Source organism: Cupriavidus sp. GW823-FHT07B10 (genome assembly GCF_058794355.1).
In genome coordinates this window covers 366,494-384,876 of the sequence record NZ_JBXAGS010000005.1, presented here as the reverse complement: position 1 = coordinate 384,876, position 18,383 = coordinate 366,494, and the positions used below count along the sequence as shown (strand labels likewise).

The following is an 18,383-nucleotide window of genomic DNA, read 5'->3' as shown; positions in this document are numbered from 1 at the left end:
CATTGACGGGCTGCACAGCCCCAAGGCAACCAAGACATGGCCACCCGCAAAGTCCCGAGCGATGAAACCTGCCCCGTTGCTCGTACCCTGGAACTGGTCGGCGAGCGCTGGTCGCTGATGATCGTGCGCGATGCCTTCGACGGCATGCGCCGCTTCAGCGACTTCCAGCGCAGCCTGGCGGTCGCGCGCAACATCCTGTCCGACCGCCTGCGCCGGCTGGTGGAAGCCGGCATCCTGACGACGCAGCCGGCTTCCGATGGCAGCGCGTATCACGAGTATGTGCTGACGAAGAAGGGAGAGAGCCTGTTCCCCATCGTATTGGCCTTGCGCCAATGGGGCGAACAACATCTGTTTGCGCGCGGCGAGCGGCGCTCGCTGATGGTGGAGAAGCGGACCGGGAAGCCGGTGCCGCTGATGATACCCCGGACCAGCGACGGTGATGTGCTGTTGCCCGGGGAAACGGAAGTGCGCAAGCCGCGCTAGGAGGGGGCGGCGGCGAGGTCGTCAACAGTCGCCGCGCTTTGCAGCGCGGGCGACCTGCTGCTGCCTTCAGCTGCCCCGATAAGTCCCGAAGCTCCACGGCGAACACAGCAACGGCACATGGTAGTGCTGCGCGGCGTCCGCGATGGTAAAGCGCACGGGAACAATATCGGCGAACACGTCGGGGGTGCGGAAGTAGTCCGCTACCCAGAAGCGCAATTCGAACTCGCCGGTGCGCGCCTGCGCCGGCGGCAGCATCGGCGTGTCGGTGCGGCCGTCGTGGTTGGTGCGGGTGCGCGCGATCAGCCGCGGGGGCTGGGTGGCAACGTCGAACAGTTCCACCTGCATGCCGGCCACGGGGCGGCCCAGGGATACGTCGAGCACATGTGTGCTGATGCCTGCCATGATGCGTTGGTCTCCGGGTTGGGCCGCGGCGTCAGCTGCCGCGGTAGTAGTTGTAGCTCCACGGCCCGAACAGCACGGGCAGGTGGATGCGCTGGCTGGCGTCGGTGACGCGCAGGCGCAGCGGGATCTTCGACAGGAACGACGGTTGCGGCAGGCTGGCCTTGCGCGCGGCAAAGTACTCGTCCGCGTGCAGGATCAGCTCATAGGTGCCGGTGCGGTAGCTGTCGCCGATCAGCAGCGGCGGTTCGCTGCGGCCGTTGGCGGCCAGCGTGACGGTCTGCAGCGGCGTGCGCTGGCCATTGTCGATGCGGAACATCTCCACGCGCATGCCGGCCGCGGGCGTGCCGTTATAGGTGTCCAGCGCGTGCAGCGTCAGGCGCGGGCTCAGGCCGCCTTGCTGCACCGGTGCAGCGGTCTGGTTGGGGGCCGCCGCATCGGGCGTTGCGCCCCAGCTGGCGCCAGCCAGCAGCGCGCCGCCGCCCAGCGTCATCGATTGCAGCGCGAAGCGCCGGCGGGTGGGATCGAAGCTATGGTTGTCCATGTCAGGCCCCTTGCTTGCCGTGCTTGCCCAGCTTGCGGATGCCGGCCAGCACCAGCACCGCGGCCAGCACCTCGATCACCGCCACCAGGTACAGGCCGGAGGTGAGCTTGCCGGTGGTGTTCTTGATCAGCCCCATCACATAAGGCGCGCCAAAGCCGGCCAGGTTGGCCACCGAGTTGATCAGGGCCACGCCCACCGCGGCGGCGCTGCCTGCCAGGTAGCGGTTAGGCAGCTGCCAGAACACGGGGATGGCGCTCATGGTGCCGACCAGCGCGGCAGTCATGGCGAGCAGTGCGATCACCGGCGACAGCACCTGCGCGCCCAGCAGCACGGCCAGCACCGCCATGGCACCGCCACCGACCAGCGCCGAGCCGCTGAAGTGCCAGCGCACTTCATTGCGGCGGTCGGAATGCGCGCCGTTGAGGATCATGCCGGCGGCGCCGCACAGGTAGGCCACGGCCGCGATCCAGCCCACCGCCATTGGCGTGGTGAAGCCCACGTCCTTGATGACGGTCGGGATCCAGAAGGTCAGCGTCGAGTTGGCGCACAGCAGGCAGAAGTAGATCGCGATCAGCAGCCACACCTTGGGGTTGGTGAAGAGCGTGCGCCAGTCGTGGCCGCGCTCGCCCAGGGCGGCGTTGTCGCGCTTGAGGGCGTCCTGCAGCACGCGCTTCTCGTCGTCGGAGAGCCAGCGCGCCTGCTCCGGCTTGTCGGTCATGTAGAACCAGGCAAAGATGCCGGCCAGCACTGACGGGATGCCTTCCAGGATGAACAGCCACTGCCAGCCGTGCATGCCGCTCACGCCAGCCATGCCGGTCATGATCCAGCCGGCCAGCGGCCCGCCCAGCACGCCGGCGATGGCCGACGCGGACATGAAGGTGCCGAAGGCGCGCGCGCGGCGCTGCGACGGATACCAGTAGGTCAGGTACAGGATCACGCCCGGGTAGAAGCCGGCTTCGAACGCGCCCAGCAGGAAGCGCAGGATGTAGAACTGCGTGGGCGTGGTGACAAAGCTCTGCAGCATGCAGATCACGCCCCAGCAGATGGTGATGCGCATGATCGTCTTCTTGGCGCCGATCTTCTGCAGCAGCATGTTCGACGGCACCTCGAAGAAGAAGTAGCCAAGGAAGAAGATGCCCGCGCCCAGCCCGTACACGGCCTCGCTGAACTGCAGCGCGTCCAGCATCTGCAGCTTGGCGAAGCCGATGTTGACCCGGTCCAGCCAGGCCAGTACCCACAGCACCCCAAGGAAGGGCAGCAGGCGCCAGGTTACCTTGCGGTAGACGCTGTCCTCGGCGTCGTCGGCGGTGCCGGCGAATACCGGGATGCCTTGTTTCGTGATCGACATGATGTCTCCTGTCTTGTCGTGTTCTGCCAGGTCTTGCTTGGCGGCGGTGCATGCCGTCCGCCGGGTTGGGAGCAAGTATATGAATGGCCCGCCAATGCGAAACGAGGGGGCTGGTATAGGCCCCATAGCAGCACCGATATGGGCTGCAATCCCTTGTGTGGCGCGGGTTTGCGGGTGCTCCGGCCGGGGCCGGGCGGACCTATGGATTACCCTAGGCGGGCCGTTTTCCGGGGTGCGCGCACGCGCATCGGGCAGGCTCGTGCGGGTTGTACCGGTTGCCGTGCGGTGCGCGACACGCTACAAAGTCGCCATTGCCTGGCATGGCGTTGCCGCCCGGAGCGGCGGCGGCCGCACCCGCCAGGCCTCCACTTTTGCTGCCACGGACCCAACATGATTCGCGCCGACGACCCGTTCGATACCTACCTGCTGCGCGTGCTGTGCATCCTGATCGCCGAGCAGAGCGTGTCGCGCACCGCGATCCGCCTGAACCAGTCGCAGCCGGCCATCAGCGCCGCGCTCAAGCGCCTGCGCGCGATCTTCAACGACCCGCTGCTCACGCGCGAGAAGAACGTGATGGTGCCGACCGAGCGCGCGCTGCAGCTGGCGCGCAATGCCCAGGCCGCGCTCAGCGCGCTGGACAACCTGCTGGTCTCGGACGAGCGCTTCGATCCCGCCACCACCGAGCAGAGCTTCGTGGTGGCCATGCCTGATTACCTGGCGCCGCCGTTCTTCGCGCACGTGGTGCGCGCGGTGCGGCGTGCGGCGCCGCACGCGCGGCTGTCGGCGCTGCCGCTGGGGGCCACCTTCGATTACGAGCAGGCGCTGTCGGCGGGTACGGTCGACATCGTGATCGGCAACTGGCCCAACCCGCCTGAGCACCTGCATCTGTCGGTGCTGCTGGAAGACGAGGTGGTGTGCGTGGTGGCGCAGGACAGCGTGCATGCGCAGCCCGGCAAGTTTACGGCCCAGGCCTACCTGGGCGCCTCGCATATCGTGCCCACGCCATATTCGCGCGACCAGCGCGGCCTGGTCGATGCCGGCCTGAGCACCATGCGCGTGCACCGGGACAACCGCGTCAGCTGTCCCTACTTCAACCTGGCGCCCAGCCTGATCCCGGGCACCGACCTGATCCTGACCACCGCGCGCCATTTCGCCAACTACCATGCGCAGCATGTGCCGCTTGCGGTGCTGGAGCCGCCGATCGAGTTCCCGTTCATGCGCTTCTACCAGCTGTGGCACCCGTCGCGCCACCGCTCGGCCGCGCACGTCTGGCTGCGCGGCATGCTGACCGCCGCCTCGCAGGAGCTGCGCGACCTGCGCGATATGCGCCGCTAGCGGTATCGGTTTCTGTTATGGGATCTATAGGGCGCGGGCTCTCGCCGCTGCGGCGGGCCGTTCCTATACTCGGCCCCGTATCCAATGATTCCCCATGCGCGGGATCCCTACGGGAGAAGCATCCATGTCTCAACCACTCGACCTGGCGTCGGTCAACGCCCTGGACGAAGCGGCCTTTGCCGATGCCTTCGGCAGCGTGTTCGAACACTTTCCGCAGGCTGCCGAGGGCGCCTGGGCGCAGCGGCCGTTCGCATCGGCAACGGCGCTGCATGGCGCCATGATGGACGTGGTGCGCAAGCTTGACGAACCGCGCCAGCGCGATTTCCTGAACCTGCACCCGCAGCTGTCGGCACGCAATATCCGCGCGGGCACGATGACCGCCGATTCCAACGCCGAGCAGAAGAGCGCCGGCCTGGACGCGATGTCGGCGCAGCAAGAGGCCGCGCTGGACCAGCTTAACGCGGACTACCAGGCGCGCCATGGCTTCCCGTTCATCATCTGCGTGCGCCACTACACCCGCGAAGGCATCTTCGCCGCGTTCGAACGCCGGCTCGGCCGCAGCACGCAGCAGGAGCTTGACGAAGCGCTGGCACAGATCGCCGCGATCACGCGAGGGCGGCTGGCGGCGCGGCTGGCCGGTTGAGTCCAGCGCCTATCCAAAGGCCTCAAGCGCCAGCGCCAGCATCCCCACCAGGATGAGGCTGGCGGCCCAGACCGCCTCCAGGTTGAACCAGCTCCGCGATACGAACTTCAGTCCCAGGTAGCGGTAGACCAGCCACGCCATGGCGCCGCCCACGGCGAACATGGCCAGGGTGTGGATGACGGAAACCAGCAGCGCCATGCCCAGGTTGGCGCTGGCGAGCGTGGCGGCGGCCTGGTGCCCCAGGTCCGTCTCGGCACGGCAGAGGCCAAGATAGATCGGCACCAGCATCAGGCCGGCGCCATGCGCGATCGCCACCGCGAACGACCATAGCGCCAGCCGCGATGGCGCGATGCGCACCAGTGCGCGCGGGTGGCCTCGCCTGAGCAGCAGCACGATGCCGCAGCCGATCAGCAGCACGCTGGCGCCGATGCGGATCTGCGCTTGCCAGGCGACCAGGGCCGCCAGCATGCCGAAAGGCAGCGTCACCGCCAATACCGCAAGCGCATGCCCGAAAGCCAGGTACCCGAGCGCGGCAAGGAGGGCGCGGCTGCTATGCGCCAGCAAGCCGTTCGATACCGCCAGCGGCCAGCCCATGGCCGGGTTGATGCCGTGATAGAGGCCGCTGGCCAGCACTGCCGACCAGAGACCGATCTGTTCCCAGGCGTGACCGGTCAAGCCTTGACCGAGGGATAGCAAAACGAGTCGGTCGAGCAGTCGCCGCCTTCCAGCCGGATCTGGTGCGCGCGGTAGCCTTCCGGAAACTCGACCCAGTAGTCATCGGCCAGCGTCAGCCCGCCGTCCGGGCCGGCATGCGCCATGACTTGCGTGCCGGGGATGCCGTCTGGGTAGAACTGGTTGTCCCAGGTGGAGTAGAGCGAGTTGGTCCAGTAGACGCGCTTGCCGTCGCGGCTGATCTCGACCATCTGCGGGCCGCCGGCGAATGGCTTGCCGTTGGGATGCGGCGTGCGCCGGACGATGCCGCCGATATGGACCGACCCAGAAAGCCTGGGCTTGCGCGGATCGGTCACGTCGTACTGCCGCATTTCGCCGGTGCCCCAGCAGGACACGTAGAGGAACTTGTCGTCGAGGGACAGATCGATATCGGTCACCAGCGGCGGCACGGCACCGAAGCCCTGCAGCAGCGGCGGCAGCAGGCTTGCATCGGCGGCTTCGGGGGGGATGGTTGCGGTCTTCTCGGCGTGGAACTTGCCGCCTTCGCGCCACCAGGTCCAGATCGAGCCCTCCAGGTTGGTGGTATCGACCACCACGCCAACAAAGCCGTATTCCCGGATCGGATCATGCGCAGGCCTGACTTCCAGCGCCATCTGGTGGTTGGCGCCCAGGTCGATGGTCTGCACGTTGCGGCGCGCCCGCAGGTCCCAGAAATGCAGCTTGTGCCCGTAGCGGTTGCCCAGCAGGTCCTCGGGCACCAGACCGTTCTCGAACTGCGGCGGCAGGGCCCATTCGCTCGACACCATGTAGTCGCGCGGCAGGTTCCACCAGAAGTCGTAGTGCTTCTCCTGTTCGCCGCGGTCGATTTCCCAGCGGCCGAGCACGTCGAAGGTCTCGCAGTCCATGATGAAGATGCCGGGCGCGCCGTCCGTGCCATCCGGGCCACCGCCCCCGAGCGTGCTGACGTAGATGCCCTCCGGCCCGCAGTGCACGGTATGGGGCCTGGAGTAGCCGGTCTTGCGGAAGATCTCGTCCGGCTCAACGATCTTGTGGATCCGTGCCTGGGTCGGGTGCGGCTTGGTGTCGATGATATACAGGCGCGAAGAGCGCATGCCCGGAATGATCAGGTAGCGCCGTTCGAGAAACGCGTGGCCGGTCAGCGGCGACAACGACGACGAGCACGCATTCCAGCCGAAATGGTGCAACTCGTCGCCCTTGTTGGTCATCGGCACGGTATGCACCACCTGGCTGTAGGTGGGCGAGCCGGGTTTGGCGTCGATCACCGCGAGCGCGTCTGGCTGCGAGGCGTCGGGGCTTAGCAGCACCGTATAAGCAAATGATTCCGCTGGTGCGCTGATCGCGAGTTCCGGCGAGGCGTGAAATGTCGGATCTGGCCGCATGTTCATGGGGAGCCCTCCTGGTTTTGCAGGACGTCGCAACGTCGCCGGTACATCACTTGCCCTTGGCGCGTGGCCAAGGTGCAGGGTAAGCCTACTTAGCCTAGGTCGTTCTCAATACCGAGTCAAAGGCGGCGCAGGCGCGGCAAGTGAATAACCCCCAGGGGGGGCTTATTCATGCTGGCAAAAGATTCGCTTCGTGAAATAGAGATTTACGAAAAGCCATAAATCAAGCAGAAACGGGGTTCCGGGCCAGCGCGCGCAACGCGCGCCACACCGGTATCAGCGAAACGATCAGCGAAATGGAAACCCAAGCAATGGATGCGGTGAAACCTCAAGGTGAGGGCGATGATGAGTTCTGCCTGGACAATCCGGCACTGGAGAGCATCGGTGTCAGGATCACCCGGTGGCGCGACGACTATGTGGAACTTGAGCTCCCGCTCGCGCCCAATATGCTCAACCGCAGCCGGGTGGTGCATGGCGGCACCATCTGCACCCTGCTCGACGCCGCCACTGGCTATTCGGGCCTTTACTCGGCGCCGGGCGAGGCCGCGCGCCATGCGGTCACGCTGTCGCTGACCTCGAACTTCCTGAGCAACGGCACGGGCAAGCTGCTGACCGCAAAGGGCATGGTCGACCGGCGCGGGCGCTCGATCTTCTTCTCGCGCGCAGAGGTGTGGCTGGATGGGGAGCTGCTGGTGGCAACCGGCGTCGCCACGATGAAGTACCTGAAGTAGGCAGCCCGTCTCAGGCGCCGTCCTGGCGCCAGCGTGTCGGCGACTTGCCGAACTGTGCCGCGAACCAGCGCGAGAATGCGCTGGGTTCCGAGAACCCCAGCAGCGTGGCGACCCGGGCCAGCGGCCGCTGCGGATCCTGCAGGTAGCGTTGCGCAAGCTCGCGGCGCACCTCATTGACCAGTGCGGAGAAGGTGTCTCCATCCTGCTCCAGCTGGCGCTGCAGCGTGCGCGGACTGATGCCAAGGCTTTGCGCGACCTGTTCCACCGCGCCGCGCCCGCGCGGCAACAGCTGTTGCAGGGTGCGCCGGACCTCGGCAGCGATCGAAGGCTTGCCGGCCCCCGGCTGCAGGTCGAGGAAGCCCCTGGCATACCCGGCCAGGCTGGCATCGGCCAGCGGGTTGATGCGATCCAGGTCGCCGCTGGCGAGCACCAGCCCGTCGAACTCCGAACCGAACTCAATGTGTTGCCCGAACAGGCGCCTGTGGATTTGCAGGTCGGCCGGCGCCGCATGGGCGAAGTGCACGCTGTGCGGCTTCCAGGACGCGCCCAGGATGGCGCGGATCAGGCTGTACAGGGCGGCAACGGTCAGCTCCACGGCCTGCCTGCCGGGCTGGTGCCGGCCGGTCTGCAACGTCACATGCAGCACCGTGATCTCGGGGTACTCCGTGACCAGGATGGAGATGGAGTCGCTGAGCCAGTGGCGGTAGCGCTCGATCTCCGCCAGCGCGTGGCGCAGCGTGGGCTGGTGCTGCAGCAGCAGGCTGACCGGGCCGAAGTCTGACAGGCGCCACGATTCCCCCACCATCAGGCCAAGCGAATGGCAGGCGGTGACCCGGGCCGAGGCCTCCAGCACTTCGGCCAGGCGCGCTTCCGGGATGCGCAGGTCCGGGGTGTACAGGCAGGCCTGGTCCAGGCCGGCCTGGGCCACCATGCGCACCGGATCCAGGCCCGCGCCCCGGGCAATCTCCAGGTATTTGGTCAGGGAAGCGCTGCGAACAAGGACGGTCATAAGGCTGCCGCGAGAGTGGGTGGGGGCGTCGGTCGTGTCCGTCATCAAATGTCAAATCCTGGCGCGATCGGTCAAGGGTGCCGCGCCATGGCTGTCTGACAATCGTTACCGTCGCGCCAATGATAGCGGCGCGGGCAGGACACGACAATCAGGAGACAGCCTTGGCAAAAGCCATTCGCATGTACGAGACCGGAGGGCCCGAAGTCCTCCGCTATGAGGACGCCGAGGTAGGCGACCCGGGCCCGGGCGAGGTACGGATCCGCCACGCCGCCGTCGGGCTGAACTATGCCGACACCTACTTCCGCAACGGCACCTACCCGGTGCCGCTGCCCGGCGGCATGGGCGTGGAGGCAGCCGGCGTGGTGCAGGCGGTGGGGCCGGGCGTGACCCATGTCGCGGAGGGCGATCGCGTCACATACACCGGCTTTATCAACACCCTGGGTGCGTACAGCACCGAGCGCCTGGTGCCCGCCGCACCGCTGATCCGCCTGCCGGAAGCGATCAGCTTCGAGACCGCGGCGGCGATGACCATGCGCGGCCTGACCTCCGCCTACCTGATGCGCCGCATCTACCCGTTCCAGGGTGGCGAAGCCATCCTGCTGCACGCGGCTGCCGGCGGCGTGGGACTGATCGTCTCGCAATGGGCCAGGCTGCTCGGCCTGACCGTGATCGGCACCGTCTCGACCGAGGCCAAGGCAGAGGTGGCGCGCGCCCATGGCTGCGACCACATCATCAACTACAGCCATGAGGACGTGGCAAAGCGGGTGCGGGAGCTGACCGATGGCGCGGGCGTGTCCGTGGTCTTCGACAGCGTGGGCAAGAGCACCTTCATGGCCTCGCTGGACTCGCTGAAGCGGCGCGGGTTGATGGTCTGCGTCGGCACGGCCTCCGGCACCATCCCGCCGTTTGATCCGCAGCTGCTGGCGAGGAAGGGTTCGGTCTACCTGACCCGTCCGGCGCTGGCCGACTACATTGCGGACCCCGCCGAAAAGGCCGAACTGGCTGCCGAGGTGTTCGGCCACGTTGCCGCTGGCCGTATCCGCATCGAAATCAACCAGCGCTATGCGCTGCAGGATGCCGTGCAGGCCCACCGCGACCTGGAATCACGCAAGACCACCGGGTCTTCGATCTTTGTGCTGTAAAGGAGCGTCCCCATGCGAGCCCAACCGCTTACCTGCAATATCGGCGCCGAAGTCAGCGGCGTCAGCCTGGCCGATGCCGCGCGCGACGACGCGCTGTTTGCCGAGATCAAGTCCCTGCTGCTCACGCACAAGGTGCTGTTCCTGCGCGACCAGGAAATCTCCCGCGCGGACCACGTGGCGTTCGCGCGCCGCTTCGGCGAACTGGAAGACCATCCCGTCGCCGGCAGCGATCCCGATCATCCAGGGCTGGTCCAGATCTATCGCAGCGACAAGCGCGAGAACTACGAGAACAGCTACCACACCGATGGCAGCTGGCGCGAAACCCCGCCCATGGGCTGCGTGCTGCGCTGCATCGAATGCCCGCCGGTCGGCGGCGACACCATCTGGGTCAACATGGCGGCGGCCTACGAGCACCTGCCCGAGGAAATCAAGCAGCGCATCGCCGGCCTGCGCGCCAAGCACAGCATCGAGCATTCGTTCGGCGCGGCGATGAGCCCGGAAAAGCGCGCCAGCCTTGCCGCGCAGTACCCCATGGTCGAGCACCCGGTGGTGCGCACGCATCCGGAAACCGGCGAGAAGGCGCTCTACGTCTGCGGCTTCTCCACGCATTTCGCCAACTTCCATACGCCCGAGAACGTGCGCTACGGACAGGACAAGACCCCGGGCGCCAGCCATCTGCTGAACTACCTGATCAGCCAGGCGGCGATTCCCGAATACCAGGTGCGTTTCCGCTGGCAGCCCAACAGTGTGGCCATCTGGGACAACCGCTGCACCCAGCACTACGCGGTGCAGGACTACTGGCCGGCGCCGCGCAAGATGGAGCGCGCCGCCATCATCGGCGACAAGCCGTTCTGAGGCGCACCAGCCGCCGCCAGGCCACGTGCCTTTATCAATGGAGACATGCCGTGCACTACCTCGATGGATCCCTGTTCCCTGAAAACCAGCAGCCGCTGATCATCACCGCGGCACCGTATGCACCGGGCTGGCTGCCCTCCGATTTCCCGGAAGACATCCCCGTGACGATGGAAGACCAGATCCAGAAGGCCGTGGATTGCTACAACGCCGGCGCGACTGTGCTGCACCTGCATGTGCGCGAACTCGACGGCAAGGGCTCGAAGCGTCTGTCCAAGTTCAACGAGCTGATCGCCGGGGTGCGCAAGGCGGTGCCGGAGATGGTCATCCAGGTGGGCGGTTCGATCAGCTTCGCGCCGGAAAACGAAGGGGATGCCGCCAAGTGGCTTTCCGACGACACGCGCCACATGCTTGCCGAACTCGACCCCGTTCCGGACCAGGTGACCGTCACGGTGAACACGTCGCAGATGAACGTGACGGAGCACGCGGAGCTCGCGGATTTCAAGGGCACCTCGCGCGAGAACCCCGCGATCTTCAACGCGTACAAGGAGATGACGGTTCCCGCCCAGCCTGGCTGGGTCGAAGAGCACATCCGCCGCCTGTCCGCTGCCGGCATCCAGAGCGCATTCCAGTGCTACAACATCAATAGCTTCGAATCCGTTGAGCGGCTGATCCGGCGCGGCGTGTACAAGGGCCCGCTGGTCATGAACTGGGTGGCGATCAGCGGCGGCATGGATGCGCCGAGCGTCTTCAACCTCGCCAACATCGTCCGCGCCGTGCCGGATGGCGCGGTGCTGACCGTCGAAAGCTCCGTGCGCAACGTGCTGCCTGTGAACATGATGGGGATTGCCCTGGGCCTGCATGTGCGGTGCGGAACCGAGGACTGCCTCTGGAACCAGTCGCGCACGGCCAAGATGAGCACGGTGAAGCAGATCGAGCAGCTGGTGCGCATCGCGGGCGAATTCGGCCGCAAGGTGGCAACGGCCCAGGAAGCGCGCGACATCCAGAAGATCGGCGTGTTCTACGACACGGTCGAAGAGACGCTGGAGGCCAACGGCTTCGCGCCGAACCGCAATGGCGGCAATCAGGGCTTCCTGCGCAAGGCCGCCTGACCCGGGTCGGTCGGCACTGGCGATGCGCCAGCAGAAGGGCAGGGGTGGCAGATCACCGGCTCACGATGAAGCCGGCTGCTGCCCTGAACAACCCTCGAACATTCGGAGACAACCATGAATCAAGCACAACCGTCGGCGCGCCGCAGGGCGTCGCTGTCATGCATGCTCGGCCTGGCGCTGTCGGTGGCGCTGCCGGCTGCGCTCCCATCGACCGCCCAGGCTCAGGCGTGGCCGACCAAGGTGGTCAGGATCGTGGTCGGCGGCCCCGCCGGCGGCACCGCCGATATCCTCGGGCGCCTGCTGGCCGAGGGGCTGACGCAGTCGCTGGGCAAGCCGGTGATCGTCGAGCAGAAGCCGGGCGGCGCCGGCGCGATCGCGGTCAACACACTGCTTTCCGCACCGCATGACGGACATACGCTGCTGCTGATCCAGGGCGGCATCGTTTCCGAAACGCCGCTGGCGCTGAAGGTCTCGTTCGATCCTTTCAAGGACCTGAAACCTGTTGCCCAGGTGGCCCGTACGGGGCTGGTGCTGGTGGGCAACCCCAAGCTGCCGGCGAAGAACTTCAGCGAACTGCTTGCCTACATCAAGAGCAAGCCCGGGCAGATCGACTATGCCTCTTATGCCGCCGGCATGCGCGGCCAGACCATCGGCGTCCAGTTCAACCGCCTGGCCGGCGTGGATATGAAGCATGTCGGCTACAAGGGATCGCCGCCCGCGCTGCAGGACGTGATGGGCGGCCATGTGCCGCTGATGTTCGACGGCCTGGCCACGTCGCTGCCGCTGATCAAGTCCGGCAAGCTCAAGGCCTATGCCGTGGCGTATCCCAAGCGCATCCCCGCGCTGCCGGATGTGCCGACCTTCGCCGAAGTCGGCTTCCCGGCGATGACGGAGCCCGGCTGGATGGGGGTGTGGCTGCCGCCGGACGTGCCGGCGGCGGTGCAGGAAAAGATCCGCAACGCCACGCTGGCCATCGTGCAGCAGCCCGGCTACCGCGAGCGCGTGGAGGCCATGGGCATGGACGCCGGGCAGCCGCTCAGCAGCGAGGCCCTGTCCAGGGATGCGCGCGCCGCCCATGAGCGGCAGGCGGAGTTGCTGCGGTCGATACATTTCGTGCCGGAGTAGGGGGCGGCCCGCCTTGCGCGGGCCTCGGCGAATCATTCAGCAAAGTTGTATGCTTTCTGCATGGCGCGCCGGGCGCCTTCAGCGCGTCCCGGCCACGGCGCAAATAGTATGGCGGTGACGATATGAAGCCTGCTCACGCATTGATTGTGACTTGCGTCATGCTGGCCGCCTGCGTATCGACGGGCGTCGAGGTGAAACAGGAGCAGATGGCGAACTTCCTGCTCGGTTTCTCCACCCTCGACGACGTTACCGCCCAGCTGGGGAAGCCCTCGTCGCAGACCACCCTGGTCAACGGGTCGACCATCCTGATCTATTCGTTTGCGGCCTCCAGGCCGCACCCTGAGAGCTTTATCCCGTTCATTGGCCCGCTGTTCGCCGGCGGCGCGATCCGGTCGTCGACGGTTTTCTTCGAGTTCGACGAGAACGGCGTCCTCAGGAGCCAGCGCCTGACGACGTCCGGCAGCGTTTCGGGATGGAGCGTGCTGCCGCCCGATGCGTTGCCATAGGCGGGGGCGGTATACTTCCGGTCCTTTATGGCCCTGGCCAGACACCTGAGAGTCCCCATGAGCGCTTTGCCTCCCTGCCCAAAATGTCATTCCGAATTCACCTATGAAGACGGAGGCCTCTACATCTGCCCGGAATGCGCGCATGAATGGTCGGCGCAGGCAGCGGCGCCGGCCGAACCGGAGGCCAGGGTTTATCGCGATGCGGCAGGCAATGTCCTGCAGGACGGGGACACCGTCACCGTCATCAAGGACCTGAAGCTGAAGGGGTCGGCCGGCGTGGTCAAGATGGGTACCAAGGTGAAGAACATCCGCCTGGTCGACGGTGACCACGATATCGACTGCAAGATCGACGGCTTTGGTGCCATGAGCCTGAAATCGGAGTTCGTCAGGAAGGTGTAAGCGGGCGCCGGCGAGCCGGTGCCTGCCTTCAGTTGAACACGTCCTGCCGATAGCGTCCCGCGCTGACCAGGTCCGCCAGCCAGTCCGAAGCCGCCTCTGGCGTCATCCCCCCTTGCTCTGCGCCGATCTGAATCAGCACCTGCCTGACCGCGGGCGCCATGTGGCGGCCGTCGCCGCACACGTAGATGATCGCGCCCTGGTTCAGCCGGGCCCAGACATCGGCACGGCGCTGCCACAGCAGGTCCTGCACGTAGCGCGGCTCGCCACCCACGACTGAACAGGCCAGGTGGACCTGCACCACGCCCTGTGCCTGCCAGCGCTCCACGTCGTTGCGGTAGAGCCAGTCGTGCGCGGGGTGGCGGCAGCCGTAGTACAGCTGCACCGGGGCCATCGGCTGCCCGGCTGCTTGTTGCGCGGCCCGCTCCTCAAGAAAGCCGCGGAACGGCGCAATGCCCGTGCCGGGGCCGATCAGGATCATGGGCGTGGCCGGGTCCGCCGCGGGCGCGAAGGTGGGATTGGGGGTGCGGATGGCACCCGCCACCATGGCGCCTGGCGCCAGGCCCTGCAGCCAGGTGGAAGCCACGCCGCGGAAGAGTCCGCGGCCCGACAGCGCCGGTGACCAGACCGTGCCGACGGTGATGGTCGCCACGTCGGGCGAGACCAGCGGCGATGAGGCGATCGAATAGAACCTCGGCCGCATTGGCACGGTGCAAGCCAGCAGGCCGGCCAGATCCACCTCGATGGCGGGAAAGCGGTCCAGCACGTCGGCCAGCCCGAGCCGGCGCGGCGCCACCTGGGCGGCGTACCCGCTCCCGGCGTCGTCCGAGGCCAGCTGCCGCAGGGCCTGGCGCGTGACCGGGCAGCGCGAAGACTGCGACAGCAGGCGCAGGGTATGGCGCGACACCACGTCCTGCAGCTCCACAAAATGGGTCAGCAACTGGCGCACGGACAGGGCCTCGCCCAGCGGCAGGCCGCGCGCGGCCCCGCCGGAGGCGGACAACGTGACGATGGCGTCCGGGTCGATGCCGATCCGCTCGCACAGGGCCGCGACCATCCCGGGCTGGTTCTGCGGATAGACGGCGAGGTGATCGCCTGTGGCGTAGCGCACGCCGTCGGGCAGCCTGAGGCGGATATCGCGCGTGGAAGTCCGCGGCGCCTCGCGCGAGAAATCCCACATGCCGGACGGATCGTTCACCAGCTCGGCGTTGGCCAGGACCGTGAAGGCCTCGGTGTTTGCCGGCAGCGTGGACGCGCGGATCTCGGCGACGTCTTTCACCTGCACCCGGACCGGCGGCGTCCCGTGGGCCGGCCCGCCCACGCCGTCACCGGCCTGCAAGGCTTGCCACAGCAAGGCCAGCCACCGTTCCGCGGCCTGGTCGAAGTCGCCGTTGCCGTCGGCTTCGCCACGCGGCAGCAGCGGACTGGCGCCGGCATTGGTGAAGAATTCATAGACGCGGCGCGGGAAGGCCTGGTACGTCGGCCATTGCGAGTTGCCGCAGCCCAGCACGGCCACGCTCAGCGCTTCTGCCCGGTAGCCGCTGGCGGCGCCGCTGTCGAGCAGCGCTTCGAGCCGCCTTGCCGAGTCCGGCGCGCGGCCGTTATAGGTGGCGGCGATGATGACGGCCAGGCCGGTGGTCGGGAGCGCGTCGGCCACGTCGTCCAGGTCGCGCAGCGTCGCATCAAAGCCCGCCGCCAGCGCGCCGGCATGCACCTGCTCAGCCAGTTCGCGCGCGGTGCCAAGGCTGGACCCGCACAGCACGGCAAGTGTCCTGCCGCCGCCCTGCACATCGGGGCCCGCCCGCGGCGCTTGCGCGGTCCCGGCGAGCGGCGCCGCAGCGATGCGCTCATGCGGCCGGCGCCGGCGCGCACGCACCGTGAATCCGTCGGGCTTGATCGTCAGTGTTTCCTTGATGCGGAACTGGTAGTCGTGCGCGTCGGTGAACTGGAAATTGCGCAGCATCAGCGCCAGTGCCAGCTTGGCCTCGGTCAGCGCAAACTGGCGGCCGATGCAGGCACGTTCCCCGTTGCCGAAAGGCATGTAGGCGTGGCGCGGCAGCTTTGCCTCCTGCTCAGGCAGGAAGCGATCGATGTCAAAGCGTTCCGGGTCGGCCCACACCTTGGGGTCGCGGTGCAGCGCGGTCAGCACCACCGACAGGCGCCTGTCCTTGCGGATCAGGTAGCGGCCGCCCAGCAGCGTGTCTTCAAACGGCGCCACGGCGAAGGCAGGCGCGGTGGGCCACAGGCGCAACGTTTCCTTCAGCACGCGGTCCAGTACCGGCAGCCGCGCCAGGTCGGCGTAGACCGGCGCCGCGTCGCCGGGCAGCACGGCGTCCACCTCCGCGTAGGCCTGTGCCATCACGCCCGGGTTGCGCAGCAGTTCATACAGCGCGAAGGTGAGCAGGCCGCTGGTGGTCTCGTGGCCCGCAATCAGGAACGTGATCACCTGGTTGCGGATGTTCTCGTCGTCCAGCCGCTGGTCGGTGTCCGGATCCCGCGCTTCCAGCATCAGGCCGAGCAGGTCGTTGGCCGTGCCGCCCGGGCGTTCCGCCGCGTCGCCCGCGCGCCGCCGCCGGATCACGTCGTCCACAAGGTCGCGCATGAAGCGGGTGTCCTGGTCGAACTTCTGGTGCGCCGCATGCATGAAGCGGTCTTGCAGGGCAAAGCGCGTCAGCTTGGACATCGCCTCTTCCAGCGCGCCCACCATGGCCTCGATGAAGGGGTGCAGTTCCGCGCTGGCGAACGAATCAAAGTCATAGCCGAAGCCGGACAGCGCGATGGTATCGAGCGTCAGCCGCGTCATGTCGTCAGCGACCGCGATATCGGCATCCGGGCCTTGCTGGTCCCATTTGTCCACCAGCCGGTTGGCCACGCGCAGCATGACGTCGAAGTAGCCCTTCATCGCGCGCTGGCTGAACGCCGGCATCAGGATGCGGTGCGCCTTGCCCCAGTTGGCCTCGTCGGAGCGTGCGGTGAACAGCCCGTCGCCGGCCATGCCGCGCAGGTAGGACAGCGGCGGGCCGATGTACTTGCGGAACTGCGCGGCATCGCACAACTCGGAGGCCAGTGCCACCGACGTCACGAACGGCACGCGCCGGCCGGCGAAATTCAGCTCGAAGATGCCATCATGGTGCCGGCTGCGCGCCAGCAGGTGCTGGCCCAGCGCACCGGGTGTGATCTGCAGCAGGTTGCCCACCAGCGGCCAACCCGGGTCGCGCGGGATGGGTTCGGGGATGGTTGCATGGATGGAGCGGGCAGGGGTTTGATGCGGCGCGTCGGAGGCCTGGTCGGGGCTGGATAGCTCAATGGGCGGCGGCATGGCGGGGCGGTGTCTCCTGAACTGGCGCTGACACGCGATTTGCCACGTGCGGCCGTTTCATTTAACGTAGACATCTGTCTACCGGCGCAAGCGTAGACAACCGTAGACATGCTGTCAACGAAGCATGTCGGGCAAAAACCGAGTCCTGCTACTAAACCGCATTCATGGAAGCCATTGCCGACGGCAAACGCCGCCTGATCGACGCCGCGTTGCGGCTGGCCGCAGCCAAGCGCAGCTTTGCGGCACTCAAGCTGCGCGAGATCGCGCGCGAGGCCGGCCTGAACCCCAACACGTTCTACCGGCATTTCAGCGACATGGAAGACCTGGCCATCACCGCCATGGCCGAGGTAAGCGCCGAACTGCGGCCGATGCTGCGCGCGGTCCGATGGGCCGCTGCCCGCGACAACCCGGGTGAAGTGGCCACGCGTGCGTGCGAAGCGCTGTTCCTGTACGCGCAGCATCACCCGGATGCATTCATCGTTGGTGTGTGCGGGATCACGGGCCCGCAGCCCGCGCTTCGCGTTGCCATTCGCACGGTGCTGGATGACATCGCCGCCGAGATGGCGGAAGACATCGAGCGGCTGGGGCTGTGTCCCAAGCTCTCACGCCCGGTCATTGACGACGTCTGCGCGTACGTCGTTTCCTACCTTTTCCATCAATGCGTCGACTACATCGAAGCCGATGCCGCCGGACGGCGCAGGCTGATGGCGCGCTCGGTGCAGTTGAGTTGCTGGCTGCTGCAGGGCGCGGCAGGGCCGAATGCCCAGCCGGGAGCGAAATCAGGCAGGGAGCGCAAGGCCGTGGCGGCGTAGCCTGTTGCGACGAAACACGCAGAAGGAAGAAACTCAGCCGAAGCAGTGGCCGAAGCGAAGGCGTGTGTCCGGGCCAGCACTCACCCTGAAATCGTGATGCCACACTCTTGCGCCACCGCCAGGAGCTTTTCCATGTCCGGCGCGCCTGGCGGAATTTCCTCATCGAGCCGCGTGAACAGGTGCGATGCGTTTCCGCCGTGGCTGGTGACTGAAATCATTTCGCCGCCGCCGAAGCCGAAACGGAAGTAATGCACCGTGCCCGCTGGCACATGGACAAAGGTGCCAGCGGCAGCAGTGATCGCTTGATCGCCATAGCCGATCTCGACCGTCCCCTTGGTAATGAAGAACGATTCGTCCCAGTCATGGCTATGCGGCGGTGGGCCACTGCCTTCTTCGCCCTGCTGCAGAAACACCTCATAGCCTTGCGTGGCGGTCTTGGATGCCAGCACCGTGATCCTTTCTCCCACCACGTTGAGCGCGCGTCCATACGCTTCCGGAGTCACCGCAAATGGTTCTGGTTTCATGATTTTCTGCTCCGTCAGTGAGAGCGCC

Annotated in this window: 19 protein-coding genes; 11 read left to right on the top strand and 8 right to left on the bottom strand. The window is 66.8% G+C overall.

From position 1 onward, the window contains the following. The first annotated feature begins 36 nt into the window (after positions 1–36). Entirely contained in the window at positions 37–483 is a 447-nt protein-coding gene (locus AC1Q6V_RS14125) for a winged helix-turn-helix transcriptional regulator (protein WP_454750577.1), read from the top strand. A 66-nt stretch (positions 484–549) separates the two neighbouring features. Here the strand turns inward: AC1Q6V_RS14125 and uraH (AC1Q6V_RS14120) are convergent, their stop codons facing one another. The 3 genes from uraH (AC1Q6V_RS14120) to AC1Q6V_RS14110 are packed head-to-tail and all read right to left on the bottom strand — an operon-like array spanning position 550 to position 2,774. Next, positions 550–885: a hydroxyisourate hydrolase gene (gene uraH / locus AC1Q6V_RS14120; protein WP_011616942.1), complete on the bottom strand. Its 336-nt coding sequence runs from the start codon at positions 883–885 to the stop codon at positions 550–552. Between the two features lie 31 nt (positions 886–916). Continuing rightward, a complete protein-coding gene (uraH, locus tag AC1Q6V_RS14115; RefSeq protein WP_010809716.1) occupies positions 917–1,426 on the bottom strand; it encodes a hydroxyisourate hydrolase in 510 nt (169 codons plus the stop codon). Between the two features lies 1 nt (position 1,427). Then, entirely contained in the window at positions 1,428–2,774 is a 1,347-nt protein-coding gene (locus AC1Q6V_RS14110) for an MFS transporter (protein WP_010809717.1), read from the bottom strand. 390 nt (positions 2,775–3,164) lie between these two features. Between AC1Q6V_RS14110 and AC1Q6V_RS14105 the strand changes: the two genes are divergently transcribed. Then, a complete protein-coding gene (locus AC1Q6V_RS14105) occupies positions 3,165–4,109 on the top strand; it encodes a LysR family transcriptional regulator (RefSeq protein ID WP_011616945.1) in 945 nt (314 codons plus the stop codon). 124 nt (positions 4,110–4,233) lie between these two features. Beyond that, on the top strand, positions 4,234–4,752 hold the full coding sequence (gene uraD, locus AC1Q6V_RS14100; RefSeq protein WP_010809719.1) for a 2-oxo-4-hydroxy-4-carboxy-5-ureidoimidazoline decarboxylase: 519 nt from the start codon (positions 4,234–4,236) through the stop codon (positions 4,750–4,752). 9 nt (positions 4,753–4,761) lie between these two features. Here the strand turns inward: uraD and AC1Q6V_RS14095 are convergent, their stop codons facing one another. Together AC1Q6V_RS14095 and AC1Q6V_RS14090 are read right to left on the bottom strand one after the other, a co-directional pair. Then, positions 4,762–5,427 (bottom strand): hypothetical protein, encoded by a 666-nt coding sequence (locus tag AC1Q6V_RS14095; RefSeq protein ID WP_010809720.1) that lies wholly within the window; start codon positions 5,425–5,427, stop codon positions 4,762–4,764. Next, the gene (locus AC1Q6V_RS14090; RefSeq protein WP_010809721.1) at positions 5,424–6,830 is read right to left on the bottom strand and encodes a selenium-binding protein SBP56-related protein; all 1,407 of its coding nucleotides are present in this window, start codon (positions 6,828–6,830) and stop codon (positions 5,424–5,426) included. The genes AC1Q6V_RS14095 and AC1Q6V_RS14090 overlap by 4 nt, the downstream gene beginning before the upstream one ends. Positions 6,831–7,138: 308 nt before the next feature. Between AC1Q6V_RS14090 and AC1Q6V_RS14085 the strand changes: the two genes are divergently transcribed. After that, the gene (locus AC1Q6V_RS14085) at positions 7,139–7,558 is read left to right on the top strand and encodes a PaaI family thioesterase (protein WP_011616948.1); all 420 of its coding nucleotides are present in this window, start codon (positions 7,139–7,141) and stop codon (positions 7,556–7,558) included. Between the two features lie 10 nt (positions 7,559–7,568). Here AC1Q6V_RS14085 and AC1Q6V_RS14080 read toward each other — a convergent pair whose 3' ends face one another. After that, positions 7,569–8,567: an AraC family transcriptional regulator gene (locus AC1Q6V_RS14080; RefSeq protein WP_439669904.1), complete on the bottom strand. Its 999-nt coding sequence runs from the start codon at positions 8,565–8,567 to the stop codon at positions 7,569–7,571. A gap of 161 nt (positions 8,568–8,728) precedes the next feature. Here AC1Q6V_RS14080 and AC1Q6V_RS14075 point away from each other — a divergent pair, with 161 nt between their 5' ends. The 6 genes from AC1Q6V_RS14075 to AC1Q6V_RS14050 all read left to right on the top strand — a co-directional run bounded on the left by AC1Q6V_RS14075 (position 8,729) and on the right by AC1Q6V_RS14050 (position 13,703). Next, positions 8,729–9,709: a quinone oxidoreductase family protein gene (locus tag AC1Q6V_RS14075; RefSeq protein ID WP_010809724.1), complete on the top strand. Its 981-nt coding sequence runs from the start codon at positions 8,729–8,731 to the stop codon at positions 9,707–9,709. A gap of 12 nt (positions 9,710–9,721) precedes the next feature. Continuing rightward, positions 9,722–10,564 carry a TauD/TfdA dioxygenase family protein gene (locus AC1Q6V_RS14070; RefSeq protein WP_010809725.1) on the top strand — a complete coding sequence of 281 codons (843 nt, stop codon included), beginning with the start codon at positions 9,722–9,724 and terminating at the stop codon, positions 10,562–10,564. Between the two features lie 50 nt (positions 10,565–10,614). Further along, positions 10,615–11,673, top strand: a complete 1,059-nt coding sequence (locus AC1Q6V_RS14065) for a beta-keto acid cleavage family enzyme (protein WP_010809726.1) — start codon at positions 10,615–10,617, stop codon at positions 11,671–11,673. 114 nt (positions 11,674–11,787) lie between these two features. Beyond that, positions 11,788–12,798, top strand: coding sequence for a Bug family tripartite tricarboxylate transporter substrate binding protein (locus tag AC1Q6V_RS14060; protein WP_010809727.1), 1,011 nt, complete (start codon positions 11,788–11,790; stop codon positions 12,796–12,798). A gap of 122 nt (positions 12,799–12,920) precedes the next feature. After that, positions 12,921–13,304 carry a hypothetical protein gene (locus AC1Q6V_RS14055; RefSeq protein WP_010809728.1) on the top strand — a complete coding sequence of 128 codons (384 nt, stop codon included), beginning with the start codon at positions 12,921–12,923 and terminating at the stop codon, positions 13,302–13,304. A 57-nt stretch (positions 13,305–13,361) separates the two neighbouring features. Continuing rightward, a complete protein-coding gene (locus tag AC1Q6V_RS14050) occupies positions 13,362–13,703 on the top strand; it encodes a zinc ribbon domain-containing protein YjdM (RefSeq protein ID WP_010809729.1) in 342 nt (113 codons plus the stop codon). Positions 13,704–13,731: 28 nt separating this feature from the next. Here the strand turns inward: AC1Q6V_RS14050 and AC1Q6V_RS14045 are convergent, their stop codons facing one another. After that, positions 13,732–17,019 carry a bifunctional cytochrome P450/NADPH--P450 reductase gene (locus AC1Q6V_RS14045; protein WP_454750576.1) on the bottom strand — a complete coding sequence of 1,096 codons (3,288 nt, stop codon included), beginning with the start codon at positions 17,017–17,019 and terminating at the stop codon, positions 13,732–13,734. 164 nt (positions 17,020–17,183) lie between these two features. Between AC1Q6V_RS14045 and AC1Q6V_RS14040 the strand changes: the two genes are divergently transcribed. Then, a complete protein-coding gene (locus AC1Q6V_RS14040; RefSeq protein WP_010809734.1) occupies positions 17,184–17,831 on the top strand; it encodes a TetR family transcriptional regulator in 648 nt (215 codons plus the stop codon). Positions 17,832–17,911: 80 nt separating this feature from the next. On the opposite strand, the gene AC1Q6V_RS14035 is transcribed toward AC1Q6V_RS14040, so the two are convergent. Next, complete coding sequence (locus AC1Q6V_RS14035) at positions 17,912–18,355, bottom strand: cupin domain-containing protein (RefSeq protein WP_010809735.1); 444 nt, start codon at positions 18,353–18,355, stop codon at positions 17,912–17,914. Between the last annotated feature and the right edge of the window lie 28 nt (positions 18,356–18,383).

Coding starts and splice junctions, on each gene's coding strand:
- AC1Q6V_RS14060 (WP_010809727.1), top strand. CDS start 11,788: ATGAATCAAGCACAACCGTCGGCGCGCCGCAGGGCGTCGCTGTCATGC.
- AC1Q6V_RS14085 (WP_011616948.1), top strand. CDS start 7,139: ATGGATGCGGTGAAACCTCAAGGTGAGGGCGATGATGAGTTCTGCCTG.
- uraH (WP_011616942.1), bottom strand. CDS start 885: ATGGCAGGCATCAGCACACATGTGCTCGACGTATCCCTGGGCCGCCCC.
- AC1Q6V_RS14125 (WP_454750577.1), top strand. CDS start 37: ATGGCCACCCGCAAAGTCCCGAGCGATGAAACCTGCCCCGTTGCTCGT.
- AC1Q6V_RS14070 (WP_010809725.1), top strand. CDS start 9,722: ATGCGAGCCCAACCGCTTACCTGCAATATCGGCGCCGAAGTCAGCGGC.
- AC1Q6V_RS14055 (WP_010809728.1), top strand. CDS start 12,921: ATGAAGCCTGCTCACGCATTGATTGTGACTTGCGTCATGCTGGCCGCC.
- AC1Q6V_RS14110 (WP_010809717.1), bottom strand. CDS start 2,774: ATGTCGATCACGAAACAAGGCATCCCGGTATTCGCCGGCACCGCCGAC.
- AC1Q6V_RS14045 (WP_454750576.1), bottom strand. CDS start 17,019: ATGCCGCCGCCCATTGAGCTATCCAGCCCCGACCAGGCCTCCGACGCG.
- uraD (WP_010809719.1), top strand. CDS start 4,234: ATGTCTCAACCACTCGACCTGGCGTCGGTCAACGCCCTGGACGAAGCG.
- AC1Q6V_RS14035 (WP_010809735.1), bottom strand. CDS start 18,355: ATGAAACCAGAACCATTTGCGGTGACTCCGGAAGCGTATGGACGCGCG.
- AC1Q6V_RS14090 (WP_010809721.1), bottom strand. CDS start 6,830: ATGAACATGCGGCCAGATCCGACATTTCACGCCTCGCCGGAACTCGCG.
- AC1Q6V_RS14050 (WP_010809729.1), top strand. CDS start 13,362: ATGAGCGCTTTGCCTCCCTGCCCAAAATGTCATTCCGAATTCACCTAT.
- uraH (WP_010809716.1), bottom strand. CDS start 1,426: ATGGACAACCATAGCTTCGATCCCACCCGCCGGCGCTTCGCGCTGCAA.
- AC1Q6V_RS14080 (WP_439669904.1), bottom strand. CDS start 8,567: ATGACCGTCCTTGTTCGCAGCGCTTCCCTGACCAAATACCTGGAGATT.
- AC1Q6V_RS14105 (WP_011616945.1), top strand. CDS start 3,165: ATGATTCGCGCCGACGACCCGTTCGATACCTACCTGCTGCGCGTGCTG.
- AC1Q6V_RS14040 (WP_010809734.1), top strand. CDS start 17,184: ATGGAAGCCATTGCCGACGGCAAACGCCGCCTGATCGACGCCGCGTTG.